The sequence below is a fragment of the Paenarthrobacter sp. NPDC091711 genome (genome assembly GCF_044756605.1).
GTDB lineage: Bacteria > Actinomycetota > Actinomycetes > Actinomycetales > Micrococcaceae > Arthrobacter.
Map to the genome: position 1 here is coordinate 1 of NZ_JBIVTF010000005.1, position 18,023 is coordinate 18,023.

The 18,023-nt window shown below is 61.9% G+C and carries 18 protein-coding genes; 7 read left to right on the top strand and 11 right to left on the bottom strand.

Annotated elements, in window-relative coordinates; translation table 11 throughout:
• Positions 1-130: 130 nt before the first annotated feature.
• From ACIQH5_RS09735 to dxr, 6 genes are all read right to left on the bottom strand, one after another.
• Positions 131-868 (bottom strand): hypothetical protein, encoded by a 738-nt coding sequence (locus ACIQH5_RS09735; RefSeq protein WP_400402515.1) that lies wholly within the window; start codon positions 866-868, stop codon positions 131-133.
• 76 nt (positions 869-944) lie between these two features.
• Positions 945-1,823 (bottom strand): GNAT family N-acetyltransferase, encoded by an 879-nt coding sequence (locus tag ACIQH5_RS09740; protein WP_400403077.1) that lies wholly within the window; start codon positions 1,821-1,823, stop codon positions 945-947.
• Complete coding sequence (gene ispG, locus ACIQH5_RS09745; protein WP_011774258.1) at positions 1,786-2,952, bottom strand: flavodoxin-dependent (E)-4-hydroxy-3-methylbut-2-enyl-diphosphate synthase; 1,167 nt, start codon at positions 2,950-2,952, stop codon at positions 1,786-1,788. Before ispG ends, ACIQH5_RS09740 begins: the two co-directional genes overlap by 38 nt.
• A 49-nt stretch (positions 2,953-3,001) precedes the next feature.
• Positions 3,002-3,295, bottom strand: coding sequence for a YciI family protein (locus tag ACIQH5_RS09750; RefSeq protein ID WP_024820316.1), 294 nt, complete (start codon positions 3,293-3,295; stop codon positions 3,002-3,004).
• 43 nt (positions 3,296-3,338) lie between these two features.
• Complete coding sequence (locus ACIQH5_RS09755) at positions 3,339-4,670, bottom strand: M50 family metallopeptidase (RefSeq protein WP_400402517.1); 1,332 nt, start codon at positions 4,668-4,670, stop codon at positions 3,339-3,341.
• Between the two features lie 32 nt (positions 4,671-4,702).
• Entirely contained in the window at positions 4,703-5,887 is a 1,185-nt protein-coding gene (dxr, locus tag ACIQH5_RS09760) for a 1-deoxy-D-xylulose-5-phosphate reductoisomerase (RefSeq protein ID WP_400402519.1), read from the bottom strand.
• 103 nt (positions 5,888-5,990) lie between these two features.
• Here dxr and ACIQH5_RS09765 point away from each other — a divergent pair, with 103 nt between their 5' ends.
• Positions 5,991-7,451: a lipase maturation factor family protein gene (locus tag ACIQH5_RS09765; RefSeq protein WP_400403079.1), complete on the top strand. Its 1,461-nt coding sequence runs from the start codon at positions 5,991-5,993 to the stop codon at positions 7,449-7,451.
• On the opposite strand, the gene ACIQH5_RS09770 is transcribed toward ACIQH5_RS09765, so the two are convergent.
• Entirely contained in the window at positions 7,422-8,489 is a 1,068-nt protein-coding gene (locus ACIQH5_RS09770; RefSeq protein WP_400402522.1) for a LacI family DNA-binding transcriptional regulator, read from the bottom strand. The two genes, ACIQH5_RS09765 and ACIQH5_RS09770, sit on opposite strands and share 30 nt — an antisense overlap.
• Before the next feature lie 278 nt (positions 8,490-8,767).
• Here ACIQH5_RS09770 and ACIQH5_RS09775 point away from each other — a divergent pair, with 278 nt between their 5' ends.
• The 6 genes from ACIQH5_RS09775 to ACIQH5_RS09800 are packed head-to-tail and all read left to right on the top strand — an operon-like array spanning position 8,768 to position 15,000.
• Positions 8,768-10,087, top strand: a complete 1,320-nt coding sequence (locus tag ACIQH5_RS09775; protein ID WP_400402525.1) for an extracellular solute-binding protein — start codon at positions 8,768-8,770, stop codon at positions 10,085-10,087.
• A gap of 4 nt (positions 10,088-10,091) precedes the next feature.
• Positions 10,092-11,030, top strand: coding sequence for a carbohydrate ABC transporter permease (locus tag ACIQH5_RS09780; protein WP_400402528.1), 939 nt, complete (start codon positions 10,092-10,094; stop codon positions 11,028-11,030).
• Positions 11,030-11,929: a carbohydrate ABC transporter permease gene (locus tag ACIQH5_RS09785; protein ID WP_400402530.1), complete on the top strand. Its 900-nt coding sequence runs from the start codon at positions 11,030-11,032 to the stop codon at positions 11,927-11,929. The genes ACIQH5_RS09780 and ACIQH5_RS09785 overlap by 1 nt, the downstream gene beginning before the upstream one ends.
• Positions 11,930-11,957: 28 nt before the next feature.
• The gene (locus ACIQH5_RS09790; RefSeq protein ID WP_400402533.1) at positions 11,958-13,178 is read left to right on the top strand and encodes a Gfo/Idh/MocA family protein; all 1,221 of its coding nucleotides are present in this window, start codon (positions 11,958-11,960) and stop codon (positions 13,176-13,178) included.
• A gap of 32 nt (positions 13,179-13,210) precedes the next feature.
• Positions 13,211-13,912 (top strand): ThuA domain-containing protein, encoded by a 702-nt coding sequence (locus ACIQH5_RS09795; protein ID WP_400402535.1) that lies wholly within the window; start codon positions 13,211-13,213, stop codon positions 13,910-13,912.
• Positions 13,897-15,000 carry a Gfo/Idh/MocA family protein gene (locus ACIQH5_RS09800; protein ID WP_400402537.1) on the top strand — a complete coding sequence of 368 codons (1,104 nt, stop codon included), beginning with the start codon at positions 13,897-13,899 and terminating at the stop codon, positions 14,998-15,000. Before ACIQH5_RS09795 ends, ACIQH5_RS09800 begins: the two co-directional genes overlap by 16 nt.
• 85 nt (positions 15,001-15,085) lie before the next feature.
• On the opposite strand, the gene ACIQH5_RS09805 is transcribed toward ACIQH5_RS09800, so the two are convergent.
• The 4 genes from ACIQH5_RS09805 to ACIQH5_RS09820 are packed head-to-tail and all read right to left on the bottom strand — an operon-like array spanning position 15,086 to position 18,006.
• Positions 15,086-15,925: an HpcH/HpaI aldolase/citrate lyase family protein gene (locus tag ACIQH5_RS09805; RefSeq protein ID WP_400402539.1), complete on the bottom strand. Its 840-nt coding sequence runs from the start codon at positions 15,923-15,925 to the stop codon at positions 15,086-15,088.
• A 46-nt stretch (positions 15,926-15,971) separates the two neighbouring features.
• Positions 15,972-16,457, bottom strand: a complete 486-nt coding sequence (locus ACIQH5_RS09810; RefSeq protein WP_400402541.1) for a MaoC family dehydratase — start codon at positions 16,455-16,457, stop codon at positions 15,972-15,974.
• The gene (locus tag ACIQH5_RS09815) at positions 16,454-17,206 is read right to left on the bottom strand and encodes a CoA transferase subunit B (protein ID WP_062067486.1); all 753 of its coding nucleotides are present in this window, start codon (positions 17,204-17,206) and stop codon (positions 16,454-16,456) included. Before ACIQH5_RS09815 ends, ACIQH5_RS09810 begins: the two co-directional genes overlap by 4 nt.
• On the bottom strand, positions 17,203-18,006 hold the full coding sequence (locus ACIQH5_RS09820; protein WP_400402543.1) for a CoA transferase subunit A: 804 nt from the start codon (positions 18,004-18,006) through the stop codon (positions 17,203-17,205). Before ACIQH5_RS09820 ends, ACIQH5_RS09815 begins: the two co-directional genes overlap by 4 nt.
• Positions 18,007-18,023 lie beyond the last annotated feature (17 nt).

The window sequence follows — 18,023 nt, forward strand, 5'->3', positions numbered from 1 at the left end:
ACTTGGGGTTCCGGTGGGTTCCCCCAAACATACTGCCACACCCCACGGGTGGGGGGGCCACTCCATGCTTGGTGGCTGTTGTGGTTGGCCCCCGCGCTGGCAACAACCACAACTGACAGTCAGGTGGGTCTTACTTGATCAGTGCCGCGGCCTGGTTGACGAGATCCACTGCCCTGGCGATCGCCTCTGCCTCGGTCTTGCCGCCATAGGCCAAACCGGTGATGACGACGCCATCCTTTGCACCCCGGACCAGGATCGTGGACTGCGTTCGCCCGTCGGCGAGGACCGAGTCGGTCCGCAATGCCATGGAGAGCGGAGTGGATACCGTCGCTTCGATTTTTCGTGCTCTAAGGGTCACTGTCGTTTCCCCCATCGTCATTGTCATCCCAGCGCAATCGCTGATTTGATCCTGCTTCGCGAAATCCGCCTGAATAAACTCCTCGTCGAGTCCGGAAGACAACGTGACACCGGTGGACGTACCGGTGGAGGTATCGAGGCTTGTCCCCACAACACCTTTCACATTATCGGTGGGGAGAAGGCTTGCCAGCATCAGTTCCTTGCACGCGGCTGGCTCGATGACAGCGCCCTCAAACATCGCCCGGCTCTGCTGTTCCACTCCACTGGCGTCGGCCATGGACATAACGGACAGTTTCAGCCCGTTGGCATCACGCAACTGCAGCGCAATCGCCGTGAGCTCCTCCGAGGTGTACTGCTTAGCCGGTGTGGGCGACGGCGTGGGTGTCGTAGTCGCTGTCTCGCTTACAGGTACCGAAGCGGCCTCATTTGACACAGCTGGCCCGCCACAAGCAGTGAGCCCCACTATCAGCAGTGCAGCGGCTCCAAATCCGCGCAGCGCTATTTTATTCATTTGTTCCCCAACGAAATTTGAGTGAAGTGCTGACAGACGTCAGCGGAGACAAGAATACAAGCAGGAAGCCGCAGGCCTAGAAAAGAACCGTGGCGAAGGTTCCCACTTGTTCGAAGCCCACCCGCTCATAGGTGGCGCGGGCTTTGGTGTTGTAGTCATTGACGTAAAGACTCGTCACCGGTGCGAAGGTTCGCGAGAGATTTACGACGGCGGCCATGTAGCCTCCGCTTTGGCCACGCCCCCGCAACTCGGGATTCATCCACACCCCTTGGACCTGCGTGACATCCCGCGTGACTGCCCCCAGCTCGGCTTTGAAAACCACCGTGCCGTTGGCGTCGATGTGGACCAGCGAGTGGCCCTCCCGAATGAGCCCTGCAACGCGCCTGCTATAGAACTCCTGCCCTCCCAGGAACGGAGAGTAGCCCACCTCTTCTTCGAACATGGCGGCGCAGGCGGGCAGAATGCGATCGAAGTCCCCCATGGAGCCAAAGGTCAGGGACGGGTTGGCGCCGACGATGGGCGGGCCAGAAATGGTGAGCAGCGGTTGCTGGGAGCGCACTTCGTGCGCAGCGTGGCCCAGTTGCTCGAAACGGGCATAGAGCGCCATGACAGTTTCGGCCGGACCGAAAATGGAGGCGTAACGGCGCCCTGTTTCATGGGCAGCGGTGGCCACATATCCCGCAAGGCCGGGATCGAGCTGAACCGGGACCAGGTTTGCACCCGCCCAGCATGCGCCGAGAAGCGTTTGGCCCTCGAAAACTCCGAAAATACAGGCACCACCGCTGGTTGGCGCTGCTGAACCGGTACTTTCCAGATGGGCGAGGATGAACACGTTGGCCACCGCATCCTCGCTTGCAAGCGCGCGAAGAGCCAGGGTGTCGGCACTTCCGAGCACCCTGACTCCCAAGCCGTTCTCGTTACGAGACGCTAACCACGGGGCTACCCTTGACAGCATCTTCGCCATCGGCCTCCCCCATCTCTTCGGCGATGCGCATGGCCTCTTCGATCAGTGTCTCAACAATTTCGCTCTCAGGCACAGTCTTGATGACTTCGCCCTTCACGAAAATCTGGCCCTTGCCGTTTCCGGAGGCCACCCCAAGGTCGGCTTCACGGGCTTCGCCGGGTCCGTTGACGACGCATCCCATTACGGCCACCCGCAACGGAATCTCCATGCCTTCCAAGCCTGCGGTGACCTGTTCGGCCAACGTGTACACGTCCACCTGGGCGCGTCCACAGGACGGGCAGGAAACGATCTCGAGCTTGCGCGGACGCAGGTTCAAGGACTGCAGGATCTGGTTGCCCACCTTGATTTCCTCCACCGGAGGGGCGGAGAGGGAAACGCGAATGGTGTCCCCAATGCCGCGGGACAGGAGCGCGCCGAACGCCGTGGCGGACTTGATGGTGCCCTGGAATGCCGGTCCGGCTTCAGTGACGCCGAGGTGCAGGGGCCAGTCGCCCTTCTCGGCGAGCATCTCGTAGGCGGCCACCATGATCACGGGGTCGTTGTGCTTGACGGAGATCTTGAAGTCGTGGAAGCCGTGCTCCTCGAAGAGGGAGGCTTCCCAGACGGCGGATTCAACCAACGCTTCCGGGGTGGCCTTGCCGTACTTCTTCATGATGCCGGGTTCAAGGGAGCCTGCGTTGACGCCAATCCGGATGGATGTTCCGTGGTCCCGGGCCGCTGCAGCGATTTCCTTGACCTGGTCATCGAATTTGCGGATATTTCCCGGGTTCACCCGGACTGCGGCACAGCCGGCCTCAATTGCGGCGAAGACATACTTCGGTTGGAAGTGGATATCCGCGATCACGGGAATCTGGGACTTACGGGCAATGATCGGCAGCGCCTCGGCATCGTCGGCAGACGGGCAAGCAACGCGCACGATGTCGCATCCGGACGCCGTCAGTTCAGCGATCTGCTGGAGGGTGGCATTGATATCCGTGGTGGGTGTGGTGGTCATGGACTGAACGCTGATGGGCGAGTCAGAACCGACGCCAACGGACCCTACCTTGATCTGCCGCGTCTTACGGCGCGGGGCAAGGACGGGGGGTGGGGCTGCTGGCATTCCCAGGCTGACCGAGGTCACGTGGACTCCTTGGGTTAGGGGTGGATCGTTGTGGTGAAGGACGTCCGGGCTAGGACACGTGGGCAGCCAGGACACCGATGATGGGGGCCCATTCCGTGGTGCGGATACCGGCGATCACGCCTGCTTCGGCGAACGGATCCTGTTTGAGGAGGTCATTGAGTTCGGTTTCGTCAGCGGACTTGAAGATCAGCAGAGCACCGGCGCCGTCACCGTAGGGGCCACTGGCAAGCAGTTTGCCTTCCTCGGCCAGTTCCCCGAGCCAGGAACGGTGGGCGGGGCGGGCTTCGTCGCGGAGGGCGCCCGAATCGGCGACGTATACGTACTCAACAGCGAAAACAGTCATGGAGCTAGCCTATCCCGCCTGCTGAGCGGAAAATGCTCACTCCTCAGCCGAAAATGTTCACGGGCTTGACGATGTCCGCGTAGATCAGGAGTGCACCCATGGCCATCAGCAGCGCTGCCACGACGTACGTGGCCGGCAGCAGCTTGGCAATGTCGAAGGCGCCCGGGTCCGGTTTGCCCATCAGCTTGGCCACCCGGCGTCGGGCACCTTCGTAGAGCGCGCCGGCCACATGGCCGCCGTCCAGGGGCAGGAGCGGGATGAGGTTGAAGATGGCCAGCGCAAAGTTGAGTCCGGCGAGCAAGCCGATCAACGTGCCGATCCGTGCCTGCATGGGTACTTGTTCCATGGCCGCTACCTCGCCGGCAACCCTGCCGACGCCCACCACGCTGATGGGCCCGTTGGGGTCACGGGGTTCTTCGCTAAAGGCTGCTTTTGCCACCCCCACCACTCTGGCCGGCAGGTTGAAGATCACACCGGAAATCTGTTTGATGTTCTCCCCTGCCATGGGCAGAACGGCCGACGCCGGTTGGGGAACCAAAGCGCTTTGGGCTCCAATACCCAGGAAGCCGACTTCCTGGTACTGCAAAACTCCGTTGGCGTCTTGTGCCTGCCGACCGTCGGGGCCCACCACGGGCCGGGAGGAGAGCACAGGCGTTACCGTGGTCTCCACGGGAGCCCCGTTGCGCGTCACGGTGACGGGAACGTCCTTGCCGGCGGAGGTCCGGATCCAGCTGGTGAGTTCGTCCCAGCTGGTGACGGCTTTTCCGTCGAAGGAGGTGATGGTGTCATTTGGCTGGAGTCCTGCGGCCGCGGCCGGGGTCAGCTTGCAATCGGCCGAGTCGGGGTCAACGGTCTCCCCGGCGGCAACCTGGCATTTGGAAACGTCCGCGATGGTGGTGGTCGCCTGGGCAGTGCCGAAGCCCATGAGCAGGACGGCCAGGAGGATCAACCCGATCAGCATGTTCATGGCGGGCCCGCCGAGCATGACGATGATTTTCTTCCAGACAGGCAGCTTGTAGAAGACTCGGTTCTCGTCGCCAGGACCCACTTCCTCGTGCGCCATGGACCGCGCCTCGGTGGCGAGGGTCTGGAACATGCCTGTACTGGAGGGGCGAACGGTGCCGTCTTCTTTGTTCGGCGGGTACATACCGATCATGGACACGTAGCCACCCAGCGGAAGCGCTTTGAAGCCGTATTCGGTTTCGCCCTTCTTCCTGGACCACAGCGTTGGCCCAAAGCCGATCATGTATTTGGTAACGCGTACTTTGAAGAGCTTCGCGGGCACAAGGTGGCCTACCTCGTGCAGCGCGATGGAAACAGCTACGCCGATCGCGACGAAGACGACTCCGAGAATGAAGAGAAGGACGGGACTCATGCCGGTGGGACTGCTTCCGTAAAGGTTGTGAGCTACAGGGCGCTGCTGGCTAAACGATCAAGGGTTCGGGCACGTGCCCACCTCTCAGCATCCAGCACGGACTCCACCGTTAGCTCGGAAGAGCCTGAATGTTCGCTGAGGACGGATTCAACGGTATCCACAATGTCTGTGAAGCGGATGCGCCCGGCGTGGAAGGCCTCTACTGCTTCCTCATTGGCGGCGTTGAATACCGCCGGGAAAGTGCTGCCCTGCTTGGCGGCGTCCTTGGCCAGGTCCACGGCCGGGAATGCCACGGTATCCAGGGGCTCGAAGGTCCAACTGGTGGCTTGGGTCCAGTCGCAAGCCTGGGCGGCACGCGGGACCCGGTCCGGCCAGCCCAGCCCGAGCGCGATGGGCAGGCGCATGTCCGGAGGTGATGCTTGGGCAATGATGGAGCCATCCACGAACTGGACCATGGAGTGCACCACCGATTGCGGGTGGACCACAACATCGATCCTGTCCAAAGGAACATCGAACAACAGGTGTGCCTCGATGACTTCCAAGCCCTTGTTGACGAGGCTGGCCGAGTTTGTGGTGACCATGAGGCCCATGTCCCAGGTGGGGTGGGCAAGGGCTTCCTGCGGCGTGACGTTGTGTAGTTGCTCCCGCGTACGGCCTCGGAACGGGCCACCGGATGCCGTCAGGATCAGCTTTTCAACTTCCTGGCCAGTGCCCGAACGCAGGCACTGGGCGATGGCGGAGTGCTCTGAGTCGACGGGGACGATCTGGCCGGGGCTGGCGGCGGCTTTGACGAGGGCGCCACCGACGATCAGTGATTCCTTGTTGGCCAGCGCCAAGGTGGCTCCTGTGCCAAGGGCAGCGAGGGTTGGCGCCAGCCCGATGGAACCGGTGATGCCGTTGAGGACGACGTCGCACTCAATGGCTGCTATCCGGGTGGAGGCGTCCGGTCCGGCAAAGATCTCCGGAGCAAAGTTGCGTACGCGTGCCTCGGCAGCGGCGGCGTCGATCAATTGCCGAAGGGCTTCCGGATCGCCCGTGGCAATTCCCACAGCTTGCGCCCTGGTGTGGACAGCCTGCTGTGCAAGGAGTTCAAGGTTTCCGCCGCCCGCGCTGAGGGCCACCACCTCGAAACGGTGTGGTGCGGCATCGACGACGTCAATCGCTTGTGTGCCGATGGAACCGGTGGACCCGAGGATGACGATCTTGCGCGGCTGCATGACTTAAGTATCCCTGCCACTGCCGGGGGCCGCGAACGGGCACAGGCGTATGTGGAAAATCGATACCGCTTGACCAGCCCCCTCCCGTGCGTACCGTGGAATGGTGGAGTGGTTGTCCTGGTTCGATGCGCGGGACTACGAATTTGCCCGGCAGGTGTTGCAGCGTGGCACAGCCGCGCTGTACGCGGCTGCCTTCCTCTCCACGGTGAACCAGTTCCCGGCACTCCTGGGCGAGCACGGACTGTTGCCGGTACCGGCTTACTTGGACATGGCCCGCCGGCTGGGCCGGCCCACCCTTTTCCGGTGGCGCTACTCTGACGCACTGCTCCGGGTCGTGTGCTGGACGGGCATCGGGGTGTCCATTCTGTTGGTCATCGGCCTCCCCCAAACAGGTCCTCCGTGGCTGCCCATGCTGGCTTTCCTTGCCCTGTGGTTCCTCTACATGTCGATTGTGAACGTGGGCCAGACGTTCTACGGTTTTGGTTGGGAGATACTTCTCCTCGAGGCCGGATTCACTGTGGCTTTCCTCGGTTCAGACCAGACTCCCCCACCTGCGACCATCCTCATACTCATTCTGTGGCTGCTGTTCCGGCTTGAGTTCGGTGCCGGCATGATCAAGATCCGCGGCGGACGCGAGTGGCGGGACATGACGGCCATGTTCTACCACCACGAGACACAGCCGATGCCCGGGCCACTCAGCAGGCAGGCGCACCTGTTGCCGGGTCCACTGCACAAAGTGGAGGTGGTGGGCAACCATTTCGCGCAACTGGTGGTCCCCTTTTTCCTTTTCGCGCCCCAACCGCTGGCCAGCGTCGCTGCGGGCATCATCATAGTGACGCAGTTGTGGTTGGTGGGAACCGGAAACTTCGCGTGGCTGAACTGGGTGGCCATCGTCCTGGCTTTCGCCGCCGTCAGCGACCCCGTTGCACACGCGGTCTTTCCGTTCATCCCGCTGGAGTGGCATCCGGGTGCCGATACCTCAGTGTGGTGGCTCGCCGTCGTCGTGCTGGTGACGGTTTTGTTGCTGGTGTTCAGCTACCGTCCGCTCCTGAATCTCTTCTCCAGTCAGCAGTTGATGAACGCCAGCTTTAACCGCTGGCGACTGGTCAATGCCTACGGCGCTTTCGGGACGGTGACAAAGCAGCGCATCGAGATGGTGGTTGAGGGCACCATGGACGAGGATCCGCAGGCGCCGGACGAACAATGGTTGGAGTACGGCTTCAAGGGCAAACCTGGGGATGTACGCCGACTCCCCCGGCAGTGGGCGCCTTACCACCTGCGCTTGGATTGGCTCATGTGGTTCCTGCCACTGAGAACAGTCCACGAGGACTGGTTTTACGCGTTCCTGGACAGGCTCCTGCAAGCCGATCCACCAACGCTTGGGCTGCTTCGACAGGACCCGTTCGACGGCGAACCACCCCGTTGGGTGCGGACGCGCAGTTACCTGTACCGTTTCGCCAGCCGTGGGGAGTTCCGTGGGACGGGCGACCGTTGGGTGCGGGTGCTGCTGTATGAAGCAATCCCGCCGGTGCAGCTAGACCCGGGACGGCGACTTTCCGGGTGAGGCTGATTCCCGGGGTGGCGCTGTGGATTCTCGAACCACCAGGTGGGTTGCAAGCTCCACGCGCCGGGAGTCGATCTCTTCACCCTGCATTTGGCGAAGGATGAAGTTCAGCGCGGAACGCCCTATCTCCTGAAGCGGCTGGCTCACCGACGTCAAAGGTGGCGTGGATTCTTCCGCCTGGTAAGTTCCATCGAACCCTACGAGGCTCATTTCCTCGGGGATCCGGATGTCCTGCCTCCGCGCCTCGGCCAGGACTCCCATGGCGATACTGTCGCTTCCGGCGAACACTGCAGTGGGCGGATCTTCCAAAGCCACCAAGGATTTGAAGGCTGCCGCTCCGGTCTCGGGCCGGAACTGGCCGGCGGAAACGTATTCGTGTTCCACGGTGATTCCCTCTGCCATCAGTGCGGCCATGTAGCCGTGGAGGCGGGCCTGGCTGCATTCGGCGGTGGCAGGCCCCCCAATATAGGCAATGCGTCGATGCCCTAGCGCCAAAAGATGCGTGGCGGCGGCTTTCCCACCGGCCCAGTTGCTGGAGCCCACGCTGAACAGATCAGCAGGTGGCGGGTTCAGGGGGTCGATCACCACGATGGGAATCTGGCGCCTTTGGAAGGCTTCGAGCTGCGCTGTTCCAAACGCCGAGGTCACCACGATCATGCCGCTGCGGCCCTCATCGACCATGCGCTGTGCACGTTGCTCCGGGCCCAGCGGAGGCGCTGCCTGCAATCCGGTCACCGAGAGGATCACCTCCATGTCCGAAGCGTTGGCCTGCTCCATGATCCCCTTAAGGACTTCCATGTTGTAGGCCGAGTTCAGTGAGTCAAACACCGCTTCGACAGTCCGCTGGACAGGGTTGCCCTTGCGCTGGAGGGGCGATTTGTACCCGGTCCGCTGCAGGGCTTCCAGAACGCGGGCACGGGTCCCCTGGGCCACGTCGCCGCGCCCGTTGACCACTTTGGACACGGTGGGTACGGACACTCCTACCTCCTGCGCAACGGCAGAAAGGGTCAGCTTGGAGGGTCGTTCATCTGGGCTCACAGTTACCGCTTTCGAAAAGTTTCGGTTGCTGACAGTCTGCACGGGGAGAGGTCTGAGCGTCAAATAGGCAGCAAACTACCTAATTTTCGTCTCTTCCGGGCCTTGACGGTGTTGCGGGTCACGGCTAAGTTTGGTTGGCACTTCCGAAAGGACTCTCGAAACATTTCGAAAAGTTGCTGGAGCTGGGTATCGAAGTTGATCCGCAGACCGCGAAGTGCGGCTTTTATACGCACAACCGGGCAATCAGCGTCGAGCCCGAAGGACGAATGGAACTGCACATGAATAATCTCAAGTTGCGCACCGCCGGAATGGCCGTTTCTGCAGCCGCATTGTCGATCTCACTCGTAGCCTGCGGATCCTCAGGTCCGGCCGGAACAGGTGCCTCGGCGGACTCGGCAACCATGTGGGGACTGACCGGTGGTGACCAGCCTGTGTTCCAAGCATCCGTGGAATCGTGGAACAAGTCCCACCCCGACTCCGCCATCAAGCTCGACTTCTTTGCCAACGACGCCTACAAGACCAAGGTCCGCACCGCCGTCGGCGCAGGCCAAGGACCCACGCTCGTTTACGGCTGGGGCGGCGGAGTCCTCAAGTCCTACGTCGATGCCGGCCAGGTGGATGACCTGACGGGATTCCTCAAAGAAAACCCTGACGTCCAAAGCCGTTACCTTCCCTCCATCCTCGAGAGCGGCGTGATCGACGGTAAGACGTATGCACTGCCCAACAACAAGGTCCAGCCCGTAGTGCTCTACTACAACAAGGAAGTCTTCGACAAGATCGGGGCAGCTGCGCCCAAGACCTGGGATGAGCTGATGGCGCTGGTGCCGAAGTTCAAGGCTGCCGGAGTGGCACCGTTCTCCCTGGGCGGCCAGTCCAAGTGGCCTGACCTGATGTGGCTTGAATACCTTGTGGACCGGATCGGGGGCCCTGAAGTCTTCGCAAACATCGCAGCCAACAAGCCGGGCGCCTGGTCCGACCCCGCAGTGATCGAGGCGCTGACCAAGATCCAGGAACTGGTGGATGCCGGCGGCTTCATCAACGGCTTCTCCTCCATTGCCGCTGACAGCAACGCAGACCAAGCCCTGTTGTACACAGGCAAGGCAGCCATGATTCTGCAGGGCAGCTGGATCTACCAAGGCATGAAGAAGGACGCCGGCGAGTTCGTATCAAGCGGCAAGCTCGGTTACACCCCCTTCCCCACCGTTGAGGGTGGCAAGGGTGATCCGGCCAACGTTGTGGGAAACCCGTCCAACTTCTGGTCCGTTTCGTCCAAGGCCACAGAAGAGCAAAAGAAAACCGCCCTGGAATACGTCAAGGACGGAATGTTCAACGATGAGAACGTCCAGGGCTTGATCGACTCAGGCGCTGTACCTGTGGTCACCGGCATTGAGGACAAGCTCGCAGCCTCCCCGGACAAGGACTTCCTGAGCTACGTATATGACATGGCCAAGGATGCCCCGGACTTCACGCTTTCCTGGGACCAGGCACTGAGCCCCGCCCAAGGAGATGCGATGCTGGCCAACCTCGACCAGATCTTCCTGAAGAAGATCACTCCCGAGCAGTTCGCTTCCACCATGAACGCGACGATCGGGAAGTAATTCGGTGTCCACTACAACCACCACCCCACAGCGGGAGTTGGGCACCGGACGCACAACAGGCACCCGGCGGACCTTGGAAAAGGGTCCGTCAGGGTGGCTCGCTGTCCCCGCGCTCGCCTTTTTCATGCTCTTCGCCATCCTCCCACTCCTGGGAGTCCTGTTCCTGAGCTTCACCCGATGGGACGGCTTGGGCGAAATCAAGCTTGACGGACTGTCCAGCTGGAACACCGTCCTGGCCGATCCCGTCACAGGCAACGCCCTGTTGGTGACGGCCAAGATCATGTTCTTCTCCTTCATCGTCCAGGCACCCATCAGCCTCCTGCTCGGCGTCTTCACGGCTGCAAGTCAGAAGTACCGGGCGGCTTTGGCTGTGCTCTACTTCGTGCCGCTGCTCCTGTCATCTGCCGCGGTAGCCATCGCTTTCAAGGCGCTGCTGGATCCGAACTTCGGGCTCGGCCCGGGCCTGGGACTGCCGATCCTGGCGCAGGACTGGCTGGGTAACTCTGATCTGGTGTTGTTCGTGGTGGTCTTCGTGATCGCCTGGCAGTTCGTGCCGTTCCACACCCTGATCTACCAAGGCGGCGTACGGCAGATTCCTGCCTCGCTGTACGAAGCTGCCCAGATTGACGGAGCCGGCCGTGTCCAGCAGTTCTTCAACATCACCTTGCCGCAGCTGAAGTACACCATGATCACTTCCTCCACCCTCATGGTGGTGGGATCCCTGGCGTACTTCGACCTGATCTTCGTCCTGACCGCCGGCGGACCCGGCTACTCCACCAGGCTCCTGCCACTGCACATGTACCTCACCGGCTTCAAAGCGAACGATATGGGGGCTGCGAGCGCCTTGGGCGTCATCCTCGTTGTCATCGGCCTGGCCTTGGCATTGTTCCTGCAACGACTCGGCGGCAAGAACCGCAACGCCAGCCAATTGGAAGGTGCGTAATGGCTTCCACCACTGAACTCCCCCCAGCACCGGCGGTGTTGCCCCAAGCGGTGACCACCCGCCGTCGGCCGTCAAAACTTGGCCGTTCGCGGCCAAACTTCCTGGGCGGCCTGGGCGGCTGGATCTGGCTGGCAATCATCATTGTGCCCGTGTACTACGTGGTCATCACCAGCCTGAAAAACCAGGCAGGCTTCTTCACCTCAAACCCGATGCTCCCACCGGCAGAGCCAACCTTGGACAACTACAAGCTTGTCCTGGAGAACGACTTTGCCAAGTACTTCACCAACAGCCTCATCGTTACCGTGGGCAGTGTGGTTCCGGCGCTTTTCGTCGCCTTTATGGCCGCTTACGCCATTGTCCGCGGCAAAGGCAGATTCCTCAGCTGGACCAACAACGTCTTCCTCCTGGGCTTGGCCATTCCGCTGCACGCAACCATCATCCCCATCTACTGGATGATCACCAAGGCTCATATGTATGACACCTTGTTGGCTCTGATCCTGCCCTCCATTGCCTTCGCTATCCCGGTGTCGGTGCTCATCCTTTCGAACTTCATGCGGGATGTCCCCAATGAACTTTTTGAGTCGATGCGCTTGGACGGTTGCTCTGACTGGGCCATGATGTGGCGCCTGGCGTTGCCCATGACCAAGCCTGCCGTCATCACAGTGGGCATCTACAACGCACTGCATGTGTGGAACGGGTTCCTGTTCCCGCTGATCCTCACGCAAAGCCCTGACACCAGGGTTCTGCCGTTGTCGCTGTGGACGTTCCAAGGTGAATTCAGCGTCAACATCCCGGCGGTGCTCGCCTCCGTGGTACTGGCAACGCTTCCGTTGCTGGTGATCTACGTGGTGGCGCGCCGGCAGTTGCTCAGTGGCCTCACCGCAGGTTTCAGCAAGTAACCGGCGAACCAACCAGAAAGGACTTCCGTTGACAGAGACTCGACCCCTGCGCGTGGGCATGGTGGGGTATGCCTTCATGGGCGCCGCCCACTCCCATGCGTGGCGTACTGCTCCACGCTTCTTTGACCTTCCCCTCGCTCCGGAGCTGACTGCCGTGGCGGGCAGGAATGAGGAAGGTGTGCGGGCAGCAGCCGGCAAATATGGCTGGGCGTCCATCGAGACCGACTGGCGCAGACTCATTGAACGCGATGACATCGACCTCATTGACATCTGCACTCCCGGCAACACCCATGCCGAGATAGCGATTGCAGCGCTCGAGGCCGGCAAGCATGTCCTCTGCGAGAAGCCGTTGGCCAACTCGGTGGAAGAAGCCGAGAAGATGACCCAGGTGGCTCAGGCCGCGGCGGAACGCGGGGTGCTCTCCATGTGCGGCTTCAGTTACCGGCGCACCCCTGCTTTGGCACTGGCCAAGCGGATGGTGGACGAGGGCCGTCTGGGCGAGATCAGGCACGTCCGCGCGCAGTACCTTCAGGACTGGCTCAGTGACGCCGACGCGCCGCTGACCTGGCGCCTGGACAAGTCCAAATCCGGGTCCGGTTCACTGGGCGACATCGGCGCGCACAGCATCGATGCCGCCCAGTGGATCACGGGACTGAACATCTCCGGCGTCTCGGCACTGCTGGAGACCTTCGTGAAGGAGCGCCCGGTGGGTGGCGACTTTGTGGGCCTGGGCGGTCACGGCGGCTCTGACGGGCCGCGCGGCCCGGTGACCGTGGACGACGCCGCGCTGTTCACCGCCCGTTTTGAGGCCAAGCACGACGGCGGTGCTGACGCCGGCTCCCGCAGCCGGACCGCGGCCGGACCAATCGGCATCTTCGAAGCAACCCGTTTTGCCTTGGGACGGAAGAACGCCATGCGCCTGGAACTGAACGGCACCAAGGGTTCCATCGCCTTTGACTTCGAAGACATGAACTCACTGCAGTACTACGATTCCGCGCTGGAACCTGACGCCGGCTTCCGCAAGATCATGGTCACTGAGCCGTCCCACCCCTACGCCGCCAACTGGTGGCCTACCGGTCACGGCCTCGGATATGAGCACGGCTTCACCCATCAGGTGGTTGACCTCGTCACTGCCATCGGCGCAGGCGAGCAGCCCACGCCGTCGTTCGCTGACGCTTTGCAGGTGCAAAAGGTGCTGGCTGCAGTAGAAGCCAGCGCGGAGAACGCCAGCCGCTGGCAGAACGTCTGACTGATATGAAAACGCCCGAAACGAAGGAAACCATGACAAGCATCAACAAAACAGCGCTGGTGGTCCGCGGCGGCTGGGACGGACACCAGCCGGTGGAAGCCACAGAGCTGTTCATCCCCTACCTGAAGGACAAAGGTTATGACGTCCGGGTGGAGGAATCCCCCAAGATCTACGCCGACCCTGATTACATGGCGGGCGTGGACCTGATCGTGCAATGCATGACCATGAGCACCATTGAGAAGGACGAGTTCGAGGGGCTCCGCGCGGCCGTTGAAAACGGTACGGGTCTGGCTGGCTGGCACGGCGGGATCGCTGATTCCTACCGCAACAACTCGGACTACCTGCACCTGATCGGTGGACAGTTCGCCTGCCACCCCGGCAAGCATGCTGACGAGCGGATCGGCGAGCAGTCCGACAATTACGTCCCTTATACCGTCAACATGTTGCCCGCTGCCTCCCACCACCCCATCACTCAGGGAATGGGCGACTTCGATCTCGTCACGGAACAGTACTGGGTCCTCTCCGATGACTACGTCGACGTCCTGGCCACCACCACCCAAAAAGTCCGTGACTGGGACCCGTGGAACCGCGAAGTCACCTCGCCGGCCATCTGGACCCGCCAGTGGGGCAAGGGAAAAATCTTCGTCTGCACGCCGGGCCACCGCGTGGAAATCCTTCAGGACAGCAACGTCCGCACCATCATTGAAAGGGGCATGCTGTGGGCAAGCCGCTAAACGTGGGAGTGATTGGCTGTGGCGCCATCATTGCCCAGTACCTGAAGAACTTCCGCCGGCTCGATTCCATCAACCTTGTGGCCGTCGCGGACCTTGACGCGGCGCGAGCGCAGGCGGTTGCCGATTCGTATGACGGCGTCCGGGCACTGAGCGTGGACGAGCTCCTGGCCGCCGAGGACGTGGACCTTGTCCTGAACCTCACCATCCCTGCCGCCCACGCTGACATTGCGCTGAGGGCCATCGCGGCCGGAAAGTCCGTCTACGGCGAAAAGCCGCTGGCTGCCACCACGGCCGAGGCCCAGCAGGTGCTGGATGCGGCGGCTGCGGCGGGAGTTACTGTGGGCTGCGCGCCGGACACCGTGTTGGGAACCGGAATCCAGACAGCCCGCAAAGCCATTGACGACGGACTGATTGGGGCGCCAATTTCGGCGACGGCCACCATGGCGACGCCCGGCCACGAGCGTTGGCACCCGAACCCCGATTTCTACTACCAGCCTGGCGGCGGACCACTGCTGGACATGGGCCCGTACTATGTCTCTGCACTCGTCACGCTGCTCGGGCCCGTGGTGTCGGTGGTCGGCGCTGCCAGCCACACCCGCGACGAACGCATCATCGGTTCGGGCCCTCGTCAGGGGCAGGTGATTCCGGTGGACGTCGACTCGCACGTCACCGGCGTCCTGGTGCATGCGTCCGGCGCCCTGTCCACACTGTTCATGAGCTTCGACGCCGTCAAGACCAAGAGCCCCAACATTGAGATCCACGGTGAAACCGGCTCCCTGATGGTCCCTGACCCTAATCACTTCGACGGCGACGTGCAGCTTTTCGCACTCGGCGCCGAGGATTGGGAGACTCTCCCCGTCTCGGCCGGGTACGTGGACTCGGGGCGCGGCTTCGGCATCGCCGACCTCGCCAACACACCGTCCGGCCAGGAACCACGGGCCGGCGGTCAGCTGGCCTTCCATGCCTTGGACGTTATGGAATCAGTGCTGGAATCAGCCAGGAACGGGCAGGCGGTAGCCATCAAGAGCACTGCCTCCAGACCCGCTGTGGTTGAACTGACGGAACTCACGACGTCGGTACTCACCTAGGGCTCTGCCGGCCAACGAGTCCGGTCTTCGTCCGCTCTGCATGCCGTTCTACGGTGTGTAGGGCGAACGAGGGACGGATTCGTCGTTAGTGCCCGGCCCGGCGAAGTGTCGCTTGGGCGTGTTTGAGGATAGGGCCGTCAATCATCTTGCCGTTGAACTGGAACACTCCTGTCCCGGCAGATGCTGCGGCGTCCAGGAGTTCGGTAGCTTGGGCTACGGCTTCGTCCGTGGGCGCGTATGCTTCCTGCACCACTGCCACCTGCTGAGGATGGATGCAGGCTTTGGCTCCAAAACCACTGGACACGGCGTCCTGCGATTCAGCCAGCAAGCCTTCAAGATCCGGGATGTTCACGTATACGGAGTCAATTGCTTCCTTGCCTGCGGCTTTGGCGGCGAGCAGTACGGCGGAGCGTGAGTGAAGAGCGACAGCCCGGTACCCGCCGTCGTCGTTCCTGCTGGAAAGGCCTCCGAGGGAAGCCAGCAGGTCCTCAGCGCCCCACATCAGCCCCACCACGTTCGGCTCGGCGGCGATGGCCGGGGCGTTGACGATGCCCGCCGCGGTTTCGCACAGCGCGATGACCTGATAGCCCGCCAAAGACTTGAGTTGCTCCGCGTTCTCCGCCTTGGCCAGCATGACGGTGCGGTATGGCGTCTTCGCCAAGGTCTGGAGATCCAGCTCGAACTCCGGTGTCCCCACGGGATTGACCCGAATAATGGTCCGGTTTGGGTCCAGGCCGCCTGTACCCAACTGCTCGATAATCGCCTCGCGAGCCCCCGGTTTGTCTGCAGGGGCTACTGCATCTTCAAGGTCCAAGATCACGGCGTCGGAACGATCAGCCGCCTTTCCGAAACGCTCAGGCCGGTCCGCAGGGCAGAAAAGGAGGGCCGGCCCCATGGTGAACGGAATCGCGTCTGAAGAAAGCATGAAAGTCCTTGCTGCTGGTGCCCGACAAAGGTATGGAAAGGGTGGGTCAGGATTGCGCGGCGTGCGCTTCCTTTGTCCACATGAGACAGGTCCGGGTTGCCAAGGCCACCACCGTCCCGTCCTGGTTGCGGCCGGTGTGCTGCATGGTCACCACGCCTTGGCCGGGCCGCGACGACGACAGCCGTTTACCTGTGATCACTGTTTCCGTGTACAGGGTATCGCCGTGATAGAGCGGGTGCGGAAAAGCGACATCCGTCAGGCCCAACTGCGCGATGATGGTGCCCTGCGTCAGCTGTGTCACGGACTGCCCCACCATGGTGGACAAGGTGAACATTGAGTTCATGAGCCGCTGCCCGAACGGCTGCCCCGAACTCCAGGCCGCGTCCAGATGCAGCGCCTGCGTGTTCATGGTCATGGTGGTGAAGAGGACATTGTCCGTCTCCGTCACGGTGCGGCCAGGCTTGTGCGCGTAAATCACGCCCTCTTCGAGCTCGTCGAAATAGAGTCCGCGCTGCTCCACAACCCGCGTCATACGGTCAGTTCCTGGTCTTCTTCGAACAGGTCTGCGCCCGTGGCCGCCACGACGTCGTCCAGGGTGACGTTGGGGGCCAGTTCGCGGAGGACCAAACGCGGTTCGCCATCATCCTTCACCACGTCGATCACTGCGAGATCAGTGATGATGCGATCCACGCAACCTTTTCCTGTGAGCGGGAGCGTGCAGTCCTGGACAATCTTCGGCCTGCCGTTGCGGTCCACGTGTTCCATCATGACAATGACTTTCTTGGCACCAAACACGAGGTCCATTGCTCCGCCCATGCCTTTGACCATCTTGCCGGGAATCATCCAGTTGGCCAGATCTCCGTTCACAGCCACCTCCATGGCACCCAAAACGGCCACGTCCACATGCCCGCCGCGGATCATGCCGAAGGACGCCGCCGAATCAAAGAAGGCAGCCCCGGCGCGAGTGGTGACCGTTTCCTTGCCCGCATTGATGAGATCCGGATCAATCTTGTCCTCAGCCGGGTAAGGACCCACGCCGAGGATTCCGTTCTCCGAGTGAAGAATGACCTCCACGCCGTCCGGAATGTAGTTGGGGATCAACGTGGGCATCCCGATGCCCAGGTTCACGTACTGCCCGTTGGTCAGTTCCTTGGCCACACGGGCGGCAAGTTCGTTGCGGGTCCAGCCTTTTGCGTCGTGATGGTCGACGTCGGCGCGACGGTACTCGTGTCGGACGGCCTCCGGGCGGGGCGGGATGTCCTGGGACGTGTTGTCGGTCATCGTTCCGCTCCTGCCTGGTCTGTTCCGGATTGGCCTGCATCAGTAGTGGGGGTTAAAGCCACGGTCCGCTTTTCTATCCGCTTCTCGCTGGACGTTGCCAGCACCACCCTTTGAACGAAGATCCCCGGCGTGTGGATATGCTCCGGGTCCAGCTCGCCGGGTTCAACCAACTCCTCCACCTCGGCGATGGTGGTCCTTGCCGCCATGGCGCAGAGGGGGTTGAAGTTCATGGCTGTCGCGTGGAAAACGAGGTTCCCGTGGCGGTCACCTTTCCAGGCATGGACCAAGCCGAAATCAGGTGTCAGGGACTCTTCCAACACGTAGTCCGCGTCGTTGAAAGTGCGCACCTCCTTAGGCGAGGAGGCAATCGCAACGTTCCCGTCGGCGTCGTACTTTTGCGGAAGTCCGCCTTCGGACACCTGCGTACCCACCCCGGCTTTGGTGTAGAAGGCCGGGATGCCGGCACCTCCAGCACGGAGCTTCTCGGCCAAGGTGCCCTGTGGGGTGAGGACTACCTCCAGTTCCCCCGACAAGTACTGACGGGCGAATTCCTTGTTCTCGCCGACGTAGGAACTGATGGTCCGCCGGATACGACCATCCTTGAGGAGAATGCCAAGGCCCCAGTCGTCCACACCGCAGTTGTTGCTGACCGTCTCAAGATCCGTGGTTCCCTGCTGGTACAAGGCGTCGATCAGGGAAACGGGGATGCCGCATAAACCGAAACCTCCGACGGCCAACGAGGCACCGTCCGGGATGTCCTTCACCGCTTCCGCGGCGCTGGCAACAACCTTGTCAATCATCCTTGATCCTTCCCCTA